Raw genomic sequence first — 18,093 nt, 5'->3', positions numbered from 1 at the left:
TATAACGAGATGAAAACCAGTTGCTTACATTTGTAAACAACTGGTTTTTGGATCTTAATCGGATTTCAGTCTTGAAAATAGTTGTATATCAGCATATTTGCCATCGTTTTTTTCATATTGACGAAGCGTTCCTTCATAAGTGAAATGGAGTCTTTCCATTAATCGGATCGAATTTTTATTTTTTGCATCAATTTTAGCTTCTATCCGATTCAAGTTCATTTCCTGAAATGCGATATCTATTAATTTCGAGATAGCTTCCGTGGCATAGCCTTTACCCCATGATGCTTTGGCAAGCTCGTATCCGATCTCTGTTCTATCATGTTCCTTATTTAGAGAATTAAATCCACATGAACCAATAATTTTGTTCGTTGATAATTCAATAATTGAATAACGCACCGCTTCATTCTTTTCATATAACTGGTTCAGAAAATAAATCATATCGGCTGCTTGTTGTTCGTTAGTGAAGTTACTAATATTCATAAATCGGGTTACATCTGGATCTGACCATATTCGGAAAAGTTCTTCCGAATCTTTCGTAGTTATTTTTCTTACGTGTAATCTTTCAGTGAAAAATTGTGTAATCAATACTTATTCCTCCGTTTAATTAGAATATGAGTGATAAATATTGATATCTGCGCATAGTTCATTCCCTTCAGATTATCGATAGGTTTGATTATACAGATTTTTATTGAGGAAGTATATATACTTCCAGTTTTTATGTAATTAAAGGGTTTTTTTATACAAATAATGTAAGAATAAAATTTATTTTTAGATAAATTAGAAAAAACAATAGACTTCGGCAGAAATTATGCTATAATTATAAAAATTTAGTAATACTATAATTTATTTTATTTTGAATTTTTGCTCACATCAATACAGGGTGGAATCAAATTAAATAAATGTTATCTCTCAATAATGAGGAGGTTTTCTTATGAAAGAGGTTTACGAGAAAATTAAAAAAATACGTAAACAACTTGGTATGACACTCAAGGATTTAAGTGAAGCAACAGACTTATCAATTAGTTTTTTATCACAAGTAGAAAGAGGTACCTCGAATCTTGCTTTAAGCTCATTAAAAAAAATTGCAGATGCTTTTGAAATTAACATTTCAGAATTTTTCGATGATAGAAAGGATTATTCTTATGTAACAAGACATGATCAACAGCAGGTGTTTCAGGTGAATGGGCTAGATACTTTATATGCTAATCTTGGTGGGAATTTTGATAAAAGAGTCTTAGCACCTTATATTCTGATATTGGATCCGAATCAAAAGAAAAAAAACACTTTCAAATTTGCCGGTGAAGAATTTTATTACGTATTAAAGGGGGCTGCAAAATTTATCGTTGACGATAATGAGTATCATATTTTTGAAGGAGATTCCATTCATTTTCCTTCCCATTTAGAGCACTATGGAGAAAATTTATTAGATGAAGAAACGCATTTATTAGGAGTGATTACACCTGTTGTGTTCTGACTTCTCCTGCATGTAACTGACAGTAAGTCTTCTATTTGTCCTATGAGGCAGGAAAGTGGGGATGAAAGAAAACCCTCACTAATTGAAGCTTTACTTTAAAAAACTAGCTCTTTAAAGGAGGTGATTATATGAAGGAACTATTGCGAGTGGAAAATTTGAGTGTAGATTTCCAAAAAGAAAAGGGTTTTATTCGAGCGATTGATAACATTTCATTCGAAGTATACCCTGGTGAAACAGTTTGTATTGTGGGGGAATCTGGAAGTGGAAAAAGTGTAACAAGTCTTTCTATTATGCGTCTATTGGAATACGAAAATGGAAAGATCGCTAATGGAGAAATCCTGTTTAATGACCAAAATTTAGTTGAAATGTCACAGGAACAGATGAGGCATGTACGAGGAAATGATATTTCAATTATCTTTCAGGAACCGATGACTGCATTAAATCCTGTATTTACGATTGGAAAACAATTAATTGAAAGTATTGTTAGTCATAAGCATGTTCCTAAAAAAGTAGCGTGGGAGCAAGCCTGTGAACTACTAGCACTAGTTGGTATAAATGATGTTAACGTTCGAATGAAACAGTATCCACATGAATTGTCTGGTGGAATGCGACAAAGAGTGATGATTGCGATAGCACTAGCCTGTAATCCAAAGTTATTAATAGCTGATGAACCAACGACTGCTTTAGATGTGACGATCGAATCGCAAATACTAACATTATTAAATGACTTAAAAAATAAGGTTCATATGTCTATTGTTCTAATTACCCATGATATGGGAGTAGCTGCAGAGGTGGCAGATCGCATTGTAGTCATGTATGCTGGAAAAATTGTAGAACAAGGAACGGTTTATCAAATCTTTGATGAACCCACACACCCATATACGAAAGGTCTATTGCAATCTATTCCAAATGAGTCTGGGCCCCGTGAAGAGCGATTATATTCCATTAAAGGAAATATTCCTAGCTTAAGTCAGCTTCCAGCAGGATGCCGCTTTCACCCACGTTGTGAGTATGCAACAGAACAATGCAAAAAAAGTGAGCCAGACTTAGTTGTAGGAAATAATCGAAAAGTTGCATGCTGGAATTTTGAACGAGTAATTAACGATAAGGTAGAGCAATGATTTTATTATATAGCACATGAATGAAGGGAGGTAAAATAAAATGGAAAATTTACCAATAAACCAAATGAATAATAGGGAGGTATTGTTAGAAGGAAGAAATGTGAAAAAATATTTTCCAATAAAAGAGGGGTTGCTATCTCGCAATCAAAAGTTTGTAAAAGCTGTAGATGATGTATCACTAAAAATATATAAAGGTGAGACATTTTCATTAGTTGGAGAATCTGGATCTGGTAAATCTACCTTAGGAAGAGTGCTGCTACGACTCTATGATTTAACGAGTGGTTCTATTTCATTTGATGGTGTGGATATAACTTCTATAAAACCAAAAAAAATGCGGAATATACGAAAAGAAATGCAAGTTATCTATCAAGATCCATTTAGTTCATTAAATCCACGAATGAAAATTAGTGACATTATCGGAGAGCCTTTGGAAATTAATAAAATAGCAGAAGGAGTAGAAAAGCATAATAGAATTGTAGAATTAATGGAGTTAGTTGGTCTAGACCCTACTAGAATGAATCATTATCCCCATGAATTTTCTGGTGGACAGCGACAGCGGATAGGAATTGCTAGAGCAATTGCTTTGAACCCTAAATTTATTTTAGCAGATGAAGCAGTCTCAGCATTGGATGTTTCCGTTCAAGCACAAGTGGTTAACCTGCTTAAGGATTTACAGCAGAAGCTTGGATTGACGTACTTATTTATTGCGCATGGTCTAAATATTGTTCGTCATATTTCTGATCGAGTAGGAGTGATGTATTTAGGTAATTTGGTTGAAGTAGGAGAAGTCGAGGAGTTGTATAAGCGGCCTGCACACCCTTATACATCTGCATTAATCTCAACTAATCCCACTCCTAATCCAAGGTCAACAAAAGAGAAAGTAATACTAAAAGGAGAAATTCCATCTCCTTCGAATCCACCAAGTGGATGCAGGTTTCATACTAGGTGTCCGTTTGCAACGGATCGCTGTAAAAATGAGACCCCAGAGCTTGTAGCTTTATCGAACAGTCGATCAGTAGCATGTCATTATCCACTCGTATGAAGCGCTTACTTTCTTCAATTATCATAACATAATATTTGTTGGGTACTCAATAAATACCATTAAAGGGAGTTTATAGATATGGTGAAAATAAATAAAGAAAATATAAAAAACTACAATGGGTATAAATCATTTCAGTATTTAGAGGAAAATAAAGATTTTAAACAATATAAATTAGCAAAAGAATTAAATCGTGTCGAACCATATGTTTATCCAATTAGTGATGCAGAGGAGGACGAAGTACAAAAGATTATAAACGATGAGTTAATCATCTCTTTACATGAACACACATTTGTAACACCTGAAAACCTAGATGAAATAATGGAGTTTAGAAGGCAAGGAAGAGATTGGACAGGCTATGAAGGTTTAAGTATGTCTGGATTAGATGTTGTATTTGAAAATTATATGGATGGTACAGCATTTATAACTTCGAGTGCAGGCTGGAAATGGACAGATGTTATCCACGACTTAGGTATTCGTTATAGTGATTTTGCGCATCAGGATATGGTAATACGTGCGGAAACAGTGGAAGATATCTATCGTGCAAAGAAGGAGAATAAAATTGCCTTTGTAACCTCTTTAGAATCTGCAACACAGATTGAAAATGAAATTGATCGAGTAGATGTATTATACGGTCTAGGTGTTCGAGTGATGGGAATTGCTTACTCAGAAGCAAATTCACTTGGATCGGGATTAAAGGAAAAAAATGATGGTGGACTTACAACCTTTGGTCATCGTGTGGTAGAGCGCATGAATAAGCTAGGCATGACAATCGATGTTTCTCACTGTGGCGATCAAACTGCTAGAGATGTTATTGCTGCTAGCACGAAACCGATTTTTATGACCCACGTTGGTGCCAGAGCTTTATGGAACATTAACCGTTTAATGCCTGATGATGTATTAATAGCATGTGCTGAAAAAGGCGGTGTTATTGGTATAGAAGCTGCACCTCATACCACATTGACTGAAAAGCATCGTGAACATTCTATTGAATCAGTAATGGAACATTTCGAATATGTAGCGAATCTCGTTGGGATTGATCACGTTGCATTTGGACTAGATACATTGTTTGGTGATCATGTAGGTTTGCATCATGCCTTTGCTTCTGCTCTATCTATCGGATCGTCACATGCAGGGGTGGACTTTGATGAAGTAGAATATGTAAAGGGATTAGAAAATCCGGCTGAGGCATATTTAAATGTTGTACGTTGGTTGGTAAAGCACGGTTATAGTAGAGAAGCAATTCGAAAAGTAATGGGAGGCAATATTATGCGCGTATTGAAGGATACGTGGGTAAAATAATCTAAAATGATTGGAGATATAGTCATGAGAAAGTATATCTTAATTGCAATAGTATTCTTTCTGGCAATATTATCGGCATGTGCGAGTGGAAATCCAGATAAAAAAGGAACAGAAAATGCAGCGAATGGAGCGTCAAAAGGAGAGCCGAAGGATGGTGGGGAGGTTTTTATTCCAATTGTTGGAGACCCAATCTTTAATCCTTGGCACCCGAATGCCTATGCAGAATCAAATATTGTGAATCGAATCATTTTTCAAGGGCTGACAAAACCCGGGCTCGATAATTTACCATCCCCTAGTTTGGCAGAGGAATGGTCTACATCAGAGGATGGGCTGATATGGACATTTAAGTTGAAACAAGGGGTTAAATGGCATGATGGAGAGGAATTTACAGCAAAAGATGTTGCTTTTACTTTTAATGAACTAGTATTGGATGCTTCACTTGGATCGAATGGAGCCTCTAATTATAAAGCTTTGGATAGTGTAGCAGTAGTTGATCCATACACAGTTGAATTCCGTTTGAATCGGCCATTTGCATCATTACCAGCTTACTTGGCGTTTAATTCGGAAATTTTACCAGCCCATAAGTTTGAAGACGTTGAAAATCCATGGGAGCTTACTTCGTTTAACAAAGAAGCACCAATAGGAACTGGACCATTTAAGTTTGAAAAAGCTATTTCAGGTCAGAGTGTAAAAGTTACTCGATTTGATGACTTTCATAATGGTAAAGCACATCTAGATGCAGTGACATTCAAAATATTACCAGATGTCAATACCCAAATTGCACAAGCACTCAGTAATGAGTTAGATATATTTGTGCTAGAAGATAAATCATCGCTAGAAAGAGTGAAAAGTGCCGAAAATATAAATCTTGTATCCTCAGATATTACGAGATATTTTTGGATCGCTCTCGATTTAGAAAATCCGAAGTTTCAAGATGTAAAGGTTAGACAGGCTATGTTACATGCTATTGATCGTCAAGCAATAATTGATTCTGTATTAGGTGGATATGGAAACATTGCAAATGCTGCAATTACACCTGATCAAGAGAAATTTTATAAGCAAGATGTCACATCGTATGCATATAATCCTGAAAAGGCAAAAGCATTACTTGAGGAAGCCGGATGGAAAGACTCAGACGGTGATGGCATTCTAGATAAAAATGGAGAAAAATTTTCCTTTACTTTTGATATTGCATTACAAGGCGATCTAGAATCTATCGCTGTATTAGTGCAACAGTATTTAAAGGAAGCCGGTTTTGATGTAAAGCTAAATACTCTAGAATGGAATGCGATGATTCAAAAGAATGTTATTGATCGTGACTTTGAGATGATCCTTAACTGGTGGTCTTACCCATCGGATCCAGACGTTCTAGCACAATATCATTCATCAAACGCACAATCAGGTAATAATATTCCAGGTTATAAGAGTGATACATTAGATGCTTTGCTCGAAAAAGGACAGGCAGTTAGTGACCCTGATGAAAGAGCAGTCGTATACAACGAGATACAAGAATATATGTCTGAAAATTTGCCTTACCTTTATTTATGGTACCCACAGGAATTAAGCATTCGAAATAAAAGATTACAAGATGTTCCCGATATTCATTTTGGTGGTTCGCTTCACTACATTAATGAGTGGTGGATACAAAACTAGAAAAATTCTGGAGGGATAAATCTTTACAGAAGGTATGTCCCTCCTTTCTTTTTTAGTTGTTGTGAAAGGAGGAGCAATAATCCATGCTACAGTTTACGATAAAAAGATTAGGACAAAGTATTGTATTAATATTGATTGTGACGATGATTACCTTTTTTCTCATGAATTTGGCACCTGGTGGTCCATCTTCCATGATGCGAATGGATGCAACTGAGGAAGAAAGGGCAGCAATTTCAGAGCAGCTAGGTCTCGATGATCCGATTCCAATCCGATATGGAAAGTGGCTCATAGACGCTATGCAAGGTGATCTAGGCCTTTCTTTATCAAGCGGACAAGAAGTGACAGATAGAATATTAGAAAGGTTTCCTTTTACTTTGCAATTAACGATGTGGACGATTGTCTTGTCTATTATTTTTGGAGTTTTATTCGGAATCATTTCGGCAACAAACCGTAATACTTGGAAGGACCATACGATAAATTTTGGCAGTGTTATTGGATTGTCGGTTCCCTCTTTTTGGTTGGCGATCATGATGATTTTGTTGTTTTCTGTGCAATTAAAGTGGTTACCATCATCTGGAGTTGGTGAAGGAAGTCTGCTTGATCAATTTAAAGCATCAATTATGCCAGTAGTTATTTTATCAACAGCTACATTGCCAACAATCGTTCGCTTTACACGATCATCGATGTTAGAAGTGATTACTCAAAACTATATTCGGACATCTCGTGCAAAAGGAATTAAAGAACGAACGGTTATTTATTCTCATGCCTTAAGGAATGCACTTATTCCTGTGATATCAATTATTGGGGTTCTTATACCGAGGTTATTAAGTGGTGCGGTCATTGTTGAATCTGTTTTTGGCTGGCCTGGGATGGGACGACTTATTGTAGAGGCAGCACAATCCAGAGATTATAATTTGGTAATGGGAGTAACTGTGATAGTTACTGTGTTAGTTGTAGTCTGTAATTTTATTGTAGATATTATTTATTCAAAAGTAGACCCACGTGTTAAAAATATGGGTTAATTGGTTTAGGGGGTGTATACATGAGTGAGATGACAGAAATAAGAGACGTTAGGACCTCAACCGTAGGATTAAAAAGCTTTTTTCATCAGCTGTCAAAAAATTATGTTGCGTTCACAGCGTTTCTATTTCTCTTAATTATTCACCTTGCTGTTTTTCTTGGACCACTTGTATGGACAGTTAATCCAGAGGCGGTGGATCCTATTAATGCATTAGCTGGCTGGTCATTAGAACATCCTCTTGGTACGGATAATTTAGGTAGGGACGTTTTAAGTAGAATGCTATATGGCGGACAAATTACACTTCTAGTAGGTTTTGGTTCTATGTTATTTACCGTTTTAATAGGTGGTTTAATTGGAGCGGTTGCTGGATACTTTGGAGGTTGGATTGATACGATACTTATGCGTTTTACAGAGGCTATGATGTCGATACCTAACTTTTTCCTTGCATTGGTAGCATTAACTGTACTTGGAAAAAGCCCGTTTATGATTATTATGGTTATTGCTTTTACCTCTTGGATGGAGATTGCAAGAGTAGTATATGGAGAAACGTTAAAATGGAAGGAAAGTGAATTTGTTGAGGCTTCAAATGTGATGGGATCTAGTCCTATCCGCACTTTAATGAAGCACGTCATCCCACAGGTAATTCCTTCTATTATTGTTGCGAGTACGCTTGGAATTGCATGGGCAATTTTAACGGAAAGTGCAATTAGCTATTTAGGTTTAGGGATACAACCACCAACTGCTACTTGGGGGAATATGCTTCAGAATGCCCAGCAGTATATTTGGACTGCCCCTGTGTTAGGTGTTCTTCCTGGTGTAGCAATTACGTTGGTAGTTTTAGCGTATAACTTTTTTGGAGACGGATTAAGAGATTTACTTGATCCTAAAAATTCTCGAAAATAATTGGAGTGGAACGATGTTTATAGAAATTAATGGATGCAAACTTTATTATGAAGTACATGGACAATCTGATGAAAAGGACACTATTTTTTTTATTCATGGTGGTCCTGGACTAGGTGATTGTCGCGGGGATGTAACTACTTTTAAGCATTTGGAGTCAATGTATCAGCTTGTGTTTTTAGATATGCGTGGATCAGGTAGGTCAGCAGATGTACCGCCATATACGCATGAGCAATGGGTAAAGGATATAGATGGTTTGCGGGATAGACTTGGTATCGACTCCATCATCTTACATGGCAGCTCCTATGGTGGATTTATTGTTCAGGAATATGTTTTAAAATACCCTGAGCGCACAAAGGCGATCATATTAAATGTAACGGCACCGGATAATCAGCATCATTTTGAAGCAATCGATAATGCGTTGAAAAGTGAGAAATCAACTATATGTAAAGAAGATCTAAAACGTTTATTTGCAGGTAAAGTTCAATCAAATCATGATTTTAGAACATTGTATGGAGCTATATTACCTTTGTATACAATGAAAAACGATATTGAAGCCCAGCAAGAAAAATTGAATCAAATTTATTTTCATTATCAAACACATAACGATGCTTTTCATAAAAATCTAGAAACATTTGATTTAAAGGATAAATTAAATGAAATTAGAGTCCCAACACTTGTTGTAGCTGGGAAAAAGGATTGGATAGTACCATCTAAGTATGCGAGGAGTATCGCAAATCTAATCCATCACTCAACTTATGTGGAGTTTGAAAACTATGGACATTCCTTAGTAAGAGAGGTTCCAGATGTGTACAGTGATTTACTGCAAAAGTTTTTGATGGGGAACCTTACTGGAAATCTAGTAGTTGATATTAACTAGCCCGTGAAAATCAATCAAAGGAGTTAATTTAAAATGTATGTGAAGTTAAACGGCTGTAAAATATATTATGAAATTCATGGAAATAAAGAAGGAGAAACGATTTTCTTTATTCATGGTGGTCCAGGCATGAGTGATTGTCGGGGAGATGTTCATGCATTTCAAAAATTAGGGGATATCTATCAGCTCGTATTTCTAGATAATCGTGGCTCTGGTCGTTCGGAAACAGTGCCCCCATATACACATGAACAATGGATTGATGATATTGATGCTTTAAGAAGTCATTTAGGAGTCGAAAAAATTCATATTCTTGGAGGAAGTTATGGCGGATACTTAACATTGGAATATGTGTTGCGATATCCCTCAAAGGTTAAATCGGTAATTTTAAGAGATACTGCAGCAAGCAGTAAATATAATTATATTTCCGAGGAAAAAGCCTTAAAAAGTAATTTGCCAGGAATAAATAAGGAAATGCTTGATCGTCTATTTAATGGACAGGTTCGCTCGAATGAAGAATTTAAAGAGATGATAAAGGCTATATTGCCTTTATATACAGTTGAATTTGATGAGAAAGCTGCTGAAGAAAAATTAAATAACATCTTCTTTCGATATGAAACACATAATTATGCGTTTCGGGTAAACAAACAGCATTATGATATCACGGATCGATTAAAAGAAATTGAGGCGCCTGTTTTAATAACGGTAGGGATTCATGATTGGGTAACACCTGTTGAATGCTCTGATGAATTGGCAGCAGGTATAAAGAACAACACTTATATAAAATTTGAAAATAGTGGACATTCTCCGCACGTGGAGGAGAATGACAAATATTTAAAGCTTGTAAGAAAATTTCTTAATGAAAATGGAGCTTTACCACATATCAAATAAGATGGACAACATGTAAAGTAGTGCAGCTTATCCTCTAAGCTGCACTTTTTTCTGTGTAAATTTATGATAAAAAGAAGTTTTGGTAGAAATATTCAGGCTCCTAATTTTGTTAAACTCTGATTAGGCCCGATTACTTAAAGAAGCTTTGAATGAGAAGCGAAAAATAATCAAGAATTAGATGAAATGATCAAGAAAGCGCCTAAAACGATCAAGAACCCGCTCGAAACGATCGAGAAAGCGCCTAAAACGATCAAGAAGTCGCCAAATTCGAGCGAGAACACCCCAAACTCGAGCGAGAACACCTCAAACACGATCGAGAAATCGCCAAAACCGAGCGAGAATACCCCCGCAAACGATCAAGAATGCGCTCAACATTTATCTACCATCTTTGGTAGAATGAAAATCAACAGTTAAATAGGGGGGAGAGCGGATTGGAGCAATCGGTATTAATTCAAAGTGCGGAGAAGTATGGGATTCCTCTTTACGCTCCAACTTTGGTAGGTGGATTTAATAATAACGTCTATGAATGTACCTTTAGGGAAAAACCAAAGCCAATCATCTTGAAATTTTACGAAGCTACGTCATTTCAGACAAAATCATTAAAAGCTGAGGTGGAGTGGGTGAATTATTTGCATCGCGTCCATCTTGATGTAGCCACTCCAATTGCTTCAAAAAAGGGAAACCTTATCGAAAAAATTAAATCAACCGAGGGAAAAAGGTATGTTGTTGTTGCCTATGAAAAAGTAAATGGAGTTCAGATTGATTGTCAAAATCCTGGGATATGGAACGAAAACCTTTTCGAACAATGGGGACAAGCGATGGGGAAGATGCATGAAGCAGCTAAAAATGTTCCCTTATCAACATTCCATGCCGAGATTCCCCATTGGTATGAGGAAAGATTGCTTTTACAAACCCCTGAAAATATTGATAAATCCATCCTGCTTCAATGGAAGCAAGTCAAGGTTGAAATGGCAAGCTTTAAAGCTAGTCAAAAAAACTACGGTATTATTCACCACGATTTGCATCATGAAAATTTTTTGAGGAAGCAAAGCGGTATTGCTTTGTTTGATTTTGGCGATATTGTTCAGCATTGGTTTATTTATGATATTGCTATTTCTTTCTATCATGCCCTGCAAACTGTACCATCCCAAAACGAACGACAACGAGATACTTTTGCCCAAGGGTGTCTTATCCACTTTCTACAAGGCTATAAAAAAGAAACAAGCATCGATGAAAGGGAAGTGCTGAGGCTCCCGTTTTTCTTAAAGTATCGTCGAATATACTCCTACATTTACCTAATGACACACCTCACAATAGAACAAAAAAAGGAAGAAAGGATTTCCAATGCATTATTTCAAATGGAGAAAGCGATTGGCGAAGAACTCCCGTGTACGCCTTTAACAGGAGCGGATATATTAGCCTGCCTGCAAGGTGAAAATGAAAAGTGACTTATGCTTTTATCGTAATAATACCTGTTGCTAGAAGCACAGCCATGACGGCACCGAGAAGAAAAATAGACCCCATTGCGAGCCATTCTTTCTTTGTTACTGCTTGCTTTTGGTCCTTTTTTGTTTTGTAAAATACGAGCATTCCGATGCCATAAAGAAGACAGGATGCTGCGATGGATACAATGCCGACAGAAATAAAGCAGTAGACTGTATAAAGAATAGCAAGAACGGTAGCAAGGAGATGCTTTCCTCTTAATGAATCGGCTTTGACGACCTTAAATGCAAACATGGAAGAAAGAAAATAAGGAATCAATATACACGTTGTTGCTAATAAGAGGACGAAATTATACATGCTTTGTAGACCTTCCGAAAGAAGCACGAAAAAGAAGACCTGTGTTATTCCATTCGTAATGAGTAGTGCAGCGATTGGGACATCTTGTTTGCTTGTTTTAGTGAATATGTGTGGTAGCAATCCTTCTTTCGCAGCGATGTATGCTAATTGAACGGAAAGCATCATCCAGCTAATCAAGGCTCCGAGAAGGGAGATGAGAATGCCGATTTTTACAATGGCTGATCCGAAAGTGCCGATAGCTGTAGCCGCAAGCACGTCGGCCAGTGGTGTTTCTGCAGCTGCTAGTGATTTTGCTGGGATTACTCCCATCGAAATAACCGATATACCGACATAAACAGCAAGTGTGACGAAGATGGCAATAATCGTTGCTTTTCCAACAATGTTTTGGGATTTCGCTTTTTCTGCTAATACAGTAGAGGCTTCTACCCCGATAAAGCACCATAAAATAACTCCCATTGCCCTATTTATTTGCGTGAGGAAGCTAGTGGAAGCGGTCGGCTGTGTTGAGCTAGCTAACACAGTAGTCCAATTTGCGACATTGAAAGTTTCAGGATGCCACACAAACGCGCCAATGACCATCACGAGTACTAATGGGATAAGCTTGGCAATGGTGACGATTATATTAATGAATCCAACATTTTTTGCGCCTTTTGTTTGCAGCCATACGATGAACCAAAGGATTACCGATGCGAGCATAAAGAGGAGGATAGGTTGCAGACGATAGCCGGCTGGTAAGAGACTGTTTAATGTCTTCATCATTAAGGTAAAGAAAGCAACATTACCAAGCAGTCCGCTAACCCAGTAACCAAAAGCGGCTAAAAAACCGATAAAATCTCCAAAGCCAGACTTTGCGTAGGAAGCGATGCCACCGGTTAGCTTTGGACGCTGATGTGTGAGCAGCTGAAAGATAAATGCCAATGAAACGACGCCAATACCACCAATACCCCAAGTAATGACAATTACTTGTGGATTGGCTTTTAAGATGAGATCAGTTGGACTGTTAAAAACGCCTGCACCGATCATAGATCCGATTCCTAATGCAACGAGTGCAACAATTCCTAATTTCTTTTTCGAAGATGCAGATGTTTTCATTATTATCACCGCTTAGAAGAATGTGAGCAACTTGGAGAATTGCATTTAGTAATATGTGCTTAGGTGATGTTTGTGATACAAAGGACTAAGTTTATGGTTGAGCTTGTGGAGCTCTGCCCAAGGTAATACTTGAGCTTCTATGGAGAATAATTTAATTTTGCGCGGGACATTAGACCTGTTATAGGTGATAAGTAATACTGAAAAATAGCTAGACTACTCATAAAGTTGTTATAATAAACTTAGTAGAAGTATTTTTATAACCTATTTCCAGATCAATAAAAGGGGGCGATCTTCATGCGTGCGATTTTGATCGATGATGAGCAGCTTGCCTTAGACTATCTAGAACATCAACTTCATGAATTAGGCAATGTAAGGGTAATCGGGAAATACATAAATCCAATCGTAGGGAAAGAAGCAATTATTAGTCAAGATGTTGATGTTGCTTTTTTAGACATTAATTTACCAGAGATAAATGGGTTAGAGCTGGCAGAACAATTATTAGAAAAAAAACCAGAACTTATCGTTGTTTTTGTTACAGCTTATGACCAATATGCGGTCGATGCGTTTGAATTAAATGCACTCGACTATATTGTTAAGCCGCTCACAAAGGAACGCGTCAAGAAAACATTATTACGTGTTGCCAATCACTTACAAGTGCAAAAGGACTCGCCACAACCTAAAGAAGAAAAGAGCGTTCGTATTTATGTTTGTAACCAGCTTACTATTGAAAAAGATGAAGGGCAGGTTGCCTTCTCTTGGCGGACAAAAAAAGCAAATGAATTATTTTTATTTTTACTTCATCACCGTGGACAGCTTATTAGTAAAGGAGCATTAGTGGAGCTTCTGTGGCCAGAGCTCGAAGCGGATAAAGCATATTCACAGTTATATACAACGATTTACCATGTTCGTAAAGAATTAAAGAAATATAAAGGACATATTCAAGTTACCAATATGTCTGAAGGGTATAGATTAAAACTGATGAATGTTCAAATTGATATAGATGAATGGGAAAAGGGTCTTCAATCTGCACCACCCCTTCAAGCAGAATCTATTCAAGTGTATTTAGATGTAATGAAAAACTATACAGGTCCTTATCTACAGGCTTACGATTATTTATGGTTAGAAAATGAGCGGTATCGGTTTGAGCGATTATGGATTGAGACGTGCTTTAAGATCGCAGCGTATTATCATAAAAATAAGAGCTGGGCTGCTGCTATTTTATGGTATAAAAAGGTTTGCACGGCATATCCGGAAACAGAAGATGCGCATTTTTCCTTAATGAAGATTTACGCAACAATTAACGATCATATCCATGTACGGCAGCAATATGAAAAGCTAAAGCAATTTTTAGATGAAGAATTTGGTGTTTTACCGAATGAAAAGATAAACGTGTGGTATGAAAGTTGGGAGAAAAACCACCATGCATTGCTATAAATAAGGCGTAACATAGCATGTTAAACGATTGAAAAGGCTGAAACAAAACAATAGGCTTTGTTTCAGCCCTTCGTTATTATTTTTTTGGAATATACAATATAACGGTAGTTCCTTCATCCAGTTTGCTTTGAATTTCTAATCCTTTACCAAACAACTGTTTTAACCTTCTGTTTGTATTTGCTAAACCTACACCTTTTACATTGTGGAGATTCCCATAAAGAATATGGTTTATTTTCTCTTTACTCATCCCTACCCCATTATCAATAACATGTATTTGGTAGAAGCTATTTTCTTCAAAAATTTTAATCCAAATGGTTCCTCCATCCATACGTTGTAACACACCATGACGTACGGCATTTTCTACGACGGGTTGAAGTGATAAAGGAGGTATTTGAACGTCAATGTTCTCTGGTACTACCCATTTAACCTCTAATCTCTCTCCAAATCTTTCCTTTTCAATAAATAAGTAGGATTTGATTAAGTCAAGCTCATTTCCAAGTGGAATAAGGGATTTTCTATTTTGAACATCAAAGCTTCTTCGTAAATAATTTCCAAACTCATGTAACAGCTCTACCATACGAGTTGTATTCATTTCTCCCAATGATGCAATAGTATTGAGCGTATTATATAAAAAGTGTGGCTGGATTTGAGCTTGTAGCCAAGCGGCTTCTGTTCGAAGCTGTTCGTTAATAGCTTGTTTTAAGTTAGTTAATGCCCGTACACGTGGCTTCAATTGGAATGTATTCATCGTTTTGGCGATATAATCATTTGCACCAGCGACAAATCCTGAATAGATATCCTCAAATTGATTGCGTGCGGTTAAAATCAGTATTGGTAATTCCGATAACGAATATTGCTTGCGGATATGCTCTGTTAATTCATAGCCAGACATTTGTGGCATCATGACATCGGTAATAACGAGATCCCATGTATTCATTTCAAGCAGTTCCAGTGCTTGTTTGCCACTCATTGCAGTGATGACTTCATATTCGCTAACAAGGATGTTTTTTATAATTCGTAAATTAACCGGATCATCATCAACTACTAGAATTCTAGGCGCATCCTCTTTTCGAAGGTTTTCCGCTTCTTCCACTGTTGACCGAGAGTTTGCTTGAATCGGTGCAGCTTCATAGGTAGAAGCGACTTCTTCCGCTATATGCTCTTCCTTCTGTTTAGCATCAGCAGCAATCGGAAGCGTGAAATAAAATGTCGACCCTTCACCAAGGATTGACTCCACATAAATTGTTCCTCCGTGTAATTCTATTAACTGCTTACATATTGTAAGCCCTAATCCAATTCCGCCACCAACCGATGTTAGACTGCTGTCTGCTTGAACATAAGGCTGAAATACTTGCTGCTGAAGCTCCTGATTCATTCCAATTCCGGTATCGGCAATAAATATGGTAGCTATCCCATTTTCATGCGTCGCACCAATTGTAATGGAGCCCTTCTCTGTATATTTTACTGCGTTATGAATTAAGTTAAATAAGATTTGAATCAATCGATTCTTATCTGCATTTACATAAGGAAAATGATTTGGAATCTCGAGTGAAATATCAATATCCTTCTGCTCTGTTGTAAAATAAATCATGTCAAGCACACCAGCGGCAACCGATTCTACATCAATATTTTTTCGGTTAAGTTGTATCGATTGGTCTTGAAGTCTTGTTATGTCCAAGAGATCGTTCAAGGTAAATGACATTCGTTGTCCGATTTTTATAAGCAGCTGTAAATTTTCTCGATTAAGCTCAGAAAGTGATTCTGTTTTATCATCAAGTACTGTTTGAGCGATGTTAATGACGCCATGAAGCGGATTTCGAAGCTCATGGGACGTATTCGCTAAAAACTCATCCTTCTTTTTATCGGCTATTTGTAGTTGGGTGCTTTGTTGCTCCGTTAATTGAACGATTCGTATATGACGTTTAAATAATAGAAAAGCAATCACAACAACAGAAAATATAAATTCAAATGGATAGTAAGGGATATCAACTATCCCCATTTTAATTGCTGTTCCCCATAAAATATTTGATGTATAGCTCGTTAAGAAAAGCAGGATGTACAACGAGTCAGGATGTCCATCCTTTACAACCTTTATAGTATTCGTAAATAAGTAAAATAGTGAAAGTGTATAGTAGATGAATACGCCACTTCCGAGATATTCGATTTGTTCAATTGGAAGCAAAATTTCCCCAATTGTTATTATAGAATAAACAAAGATCAATCCTTTAAATAAACGTGTACGTTTTAGGCCAAATAAATGCCTTGTAAAAATAATCATCGATAGTAAAGTGCTATTAAAGATGAATAGAAGTATTTTGTTAGAAACCCCGATGGGAAATGGCAACTGTACTACAATGTCATCATCAATTAATATACCAATAGACGATAAAAGGAGCATAGCACCGTAAAAAACAACTTCCCTTTGATACCTACCTTTTCCTAAAAAAAATAATATAAATGCGTACATGCTGTGTAATAAATAAATAATGCTTACGATGAGTTGCATTGTTCTCGAGGAGCTAGCCTCTTTACTAATCGCAGTCTCTCTCCCAAATTTTACTGATTTCGTAATCCCTCCGCCAAAGATAGGGTCTTCAAAATTGGACACATGCACCATAACGATTGCTTCGTTTTCATGGGTATGAAAATTTTGCGAAAAGGGACCACGCTTTGTAACATCAAGATCTTTTGATTTGGAAGGACGATTAAATGCTTTGATACGTTCTCCATTTACATACACTTCTGCTGCGGTGGAAACATGCTTAAATCGAATTCCATATAAGTGATCTTTATCCTCTGGAAGCAAAATTTTTAAGTAATAAGTGCCAAATCCATAGGATGCATTCTCATCTTGTTTTTTAAAAGCGGTCGTCCAGTCTCCAGGAACAGCCATTAATTTTCTATTAGTATGATGAGGAGACACTGTGGGATCTAAAAACTCATTTGGATAAAAAAACCACTCGCCATCAAGTGTAATCGTCATTTTATCATCAAATTTCCAATTGCTTAGATCAATCACACCATTTGCTGCTTGCGGTTGGTCTAAGGGCTTATGATAGATAATCCAGCCTAAGCGAAAATTAGCTAAGACGATTAACGTTAAACTAATAATGATAAAAATCTTTCTATTTGTCATCGCCCCAGATTGCCCTCCTGCAAGTTAACTCACCATATTTTCTACCGGCTACTTTATTAGATTTATTATGCCCGAAGTTCTTTCAGTAAACAAGCTTCAGAATTTATCCTATACGTTAATGACAGTGATTCCCCCACTTATAGCCTATTAGGAGCCGACAAAGAGAGGAAGTAGAGGATGAAGGAACCCCCGACTAATTGAAGTTTCCTTCTTATTAAGTGTAACTAATCTCCATAAACACCTAGATGCTTTGTATAAAATTGTAGAGAAATTGTAGAGTTGAGTTTGATAACCTTAAAAAGTATGTCAAAGTCTATTTTAAGACGGAAAGCATAGTAAATGAAAACGATGAAAGG

At 36.7% G+C, this 18,093-nt stretch carries 14 protein-coding genes; 11 read left to right on the top strand and 3 right to left on the bottom strand.

Annotated elements, in window-relative coordinates; all coding sequences use genetic code 11:
- Positions 1 to 54 precede the first annotated feature (54 nt).
- Positions 55 to 585, bottom strand: a complete 531-nt coding sequence (locus SPK86_RS13010; protein WP_330949558.1) for a GNAT family N-acetyltransferase — start codon at positions 583 to 585, stop codon at positions 55 to 57.
- 346 nt (positions 586 to 931) lie between these two features.
- Between SPK86_RS13010 and SPK86_RS13005 the strand changes: the two genes are divergently transcribed.
- The 10 genes from SPK86_RS13005 (at position 932) to SPK86_RS12960 (ending at position 11,723) form a co-directional block, all read left to right on the top strand.
- On the top strand, positions 932 to 1,474 hold the full coding sequence (locus tag SPK86_RS13005; RefSeq protein ID WP_330949557.1) for a helix-turn-helix domain-containing protein: 543 nt from the start codon (positions 932 to 934) through the stop codon (positions 1,472 to 1,474).
- 128 nt (positions 1,475 to 1,602) lie between these two features.
- Positions 1,603 to 2,595, top strand: coding sequence for an ABC transporter ATP-binding protein (locus SPK86_RS13000; RefSeq protein ID WP_330949556.1), 993 nt, complete (start codon positions 1,603 to 1,605; stop codon positions 2,593 to 2,595).
- A 40-nt stretch (positions 2,596 to 2,635) separates the two neighbouring features.
- Complete coding sequence (locus tag SPK86_RS12995; protein ID WP_284141517.1) at positions 2,636 to 3,637, top strand: ABC transporter ATP-binding protein; 1,002 nt, start codon at positions 2,636 to 2,638, stop codon at positions 3,635 to 3,637.
- A gap of 78 nt (positions 3,638 to 3,715) precedes the next feature.
- A complete protein-coding gene (locus SPK86_RS12990; RefSeq protein ID WP_284141516.1) occupies positions 3,716 to 4,936 on the top strand; it encodes a dipeptidase in 1,221 nt (406 codons plus the stop codon).
- A 24-nt stretch (positions 4,937 to 4,960) separates the two neighbouring features.
- A complete protein-coding gene (locus SPK86_RS12985; RefSeq protein ID WP_284141515.1) occupies positions 4,961 to 6,589 on the top strand; it encodes an ABC transporter substrate-binding protein in 1,629 nt (542 codons plus the stop codon).
- Between the two features lie 83 nt (positions 6,590 to 6,672).
- Entirely contained in the window at positions 6,673 to 7,611 is a 939-nt protein-coding gene (locus SPK86_RS12980; RefSeq protein WP_330949555.1) for an ABC transporter permease, read from the top strand.
- 20 nt (positions 7,612 to 7,631) lie between these two features.
- Entirely contained in the window at positions 7,632 to 8,513 is an 882-nt protein-coding gene (locus SPK86_RS12975) for an ABC transporter permease (protein ID WP_284141513.1), read from the top strand.
- A gap of 13 nt (positions 8,514 to 8,526) precedes the next feature.
- Positions 8,527 to 9,390 (top strand): alpha/beta fold hydrolase, encoded by an 864-nt coding sequence (locus tag SPK86_RS12970; protein ID WP_330949554.1) that lies wholly within the window; start codon positions 8,527 to 8,529, stop codon positions 9,388 to 9,390.
- Positions 9,391 to 9,423: 33 nt separating this feature from the next.
- Positions 9,424 to 10,275 (top strand): alpha/beta fold hydrolase, encoded by an 852-nt coding sequence (locus SPK86_RS12965; RefSeq protein WP_330949553.1) that lies wholly within the window; start codon positions 9,424 to 9,426, stop codon positions 10,273 to 10,275.
- Positions 10,276 to 10,706: 431 nt separating this feature from the next.
- A complete protein-coding gene (locus tag SPK86_RS12960) occupies positions 10,707 to 11,723 on the top strand; it encodes a phosphotransferase enzyme family protein (protein WP_330949552.1) in 1,017 nt (338 codons plus the stop codon).
- Position 11,724: 1 nt separating this feature from the next.
- Here SPK86_RS12960 and SPK86_RS12955 read toward each other — a convergent pair whose 3' ends face one another.
- Positions 11,725 to 13,167, bottom strand: coding sequence for an amino acid permease (locus SPK86_RS12955; protein ID WP_330949551.1), 1,443 nt, complete (start codon positions 13,165 to 13,167; stop codon positions 11,725 to 11,727).
- Positions 13,168 to 13,461: 294 nt separating this feature from the next.
- Between SPK86_RS12955 and SPK86_RS12950 the strand changes: the two genes are divergently transcribed.
- Complete coding sequence (locus SPK86_RS12950) at positions 13,462 to 14,601, top strand: response regulator (RefSeq protein ID WP_330949550.1); 1,140 nt, start codon at positions 13,462 to 13,464, stop codon at positions 14,599 to 14,601.
- Positions 14,602 to 14,677: 76 nt separating this feature from the next.
- Here SPK86_RS12950 and SPK86_RS12945 read toward each other — a convergent pair whose 3' ends face one another.
- A complete protein-coding gene (locus tag SPK86_RS12945; protein ID WP_330949549.1) occupies positions 14,678 to 17,737 on the bottom strand; it encodes a hybrid sensor histidine kinase/response regulator in 3,060 nt (1,019 codons plus the stop codon).
- Positions 17,738 to 18,093 lie beyond the last annotated feature (356 nt).

The organism is Virgibacillus sp. MG-45 (assembly GCF_036409425.1).
Taxonomy (GTDB): Bacteria; Bacillota; Bacilli; order Bacillales; family Amphibacillaceae; genus LDC-1.
This window is presented reverse-complemented; position numbering and strand designations above follow the sequence as displayed.

Coding starts and splice junctions, on each gene's coding strand:
- SPK86_RS13005 (WP_330949557.1), top strand. CDS start 932: ATGAAAGAGGTTTACGAGAAAATTAAAAAAATACGTAAACAACTTGGT.
- SPK86_RS13000 (WP_330949556.1), top strand. CDS start 1,603: ATGAAGGAACTATTGCGAGTGGAAAATTTGAGTGTAGATTTCCAAAAA.
- SPK86_RS12995 (WP_284141517.1), top strand. CDS start 2,636: ATGGAAAATTTACCAATAAACCAAATGAATAATAGGGAGGTATTGTTA.
- SPK86_RS12990 (WP_284141516.1), top strand. CDS start 3,716: ATGGTGAAAATAAATAAAGAAAATATAAAAAACTACAATGGGTATAAA.
- SPK86_RS12985 (WP_284141515.1), top strand. CDS start 4,961: ATGAGAAAGTATATCTTAATTGCAATAGTATTCTTTCTGGCAATATTA.
- SPK86_RS12980 (WP_330949555.1), top strand. CDS start 6,673: ATGCTACAGTTTACGATAAAAAGATTAGGACAAAGTATTGTATTAATA.
- SPK86_RS12975 (WP_284141513.1), top strand. CDS start 7,632: ATGAGTGAGATGACAGAAATAAGAGACGTTAGGACCTCAACCGTAGGA.
- SPK86_RS12970 (WP_330949554.1), top strand. CDS start 8,527: ATGTTTATAGAAATTAATGGATGCAAACTTTATTATGAAGTACATGGA.
- SPK86_RS12965 (WP_330949553.1), top strand. CDS start 9,424: ATGTATGTGAAGTTAAACGGCTGTAAAATATATTATGAAATTCATGGA.
- SPK86_RS12955 (WP_330949551.1), bottom strand. CDS start 13,167: ATGAAAACATCTGCATCTTCGAAAAAGAAATTAGGAATTGTTGCACTC.
- SPK86_RS12950 (WP_330949550.1), top strand. CDS start 13,462: ATGCGTGCGATTTTGATCGATGATGAGCAGCTTGCCTTAGACTATCTA.
- SPK86_RS12945 (WP_330949549.1), bottom strand. CDS start 17,737: ATGACAAATAGAAAGATTTTTATCATTATTAGTTTAACGTTAATCGTC.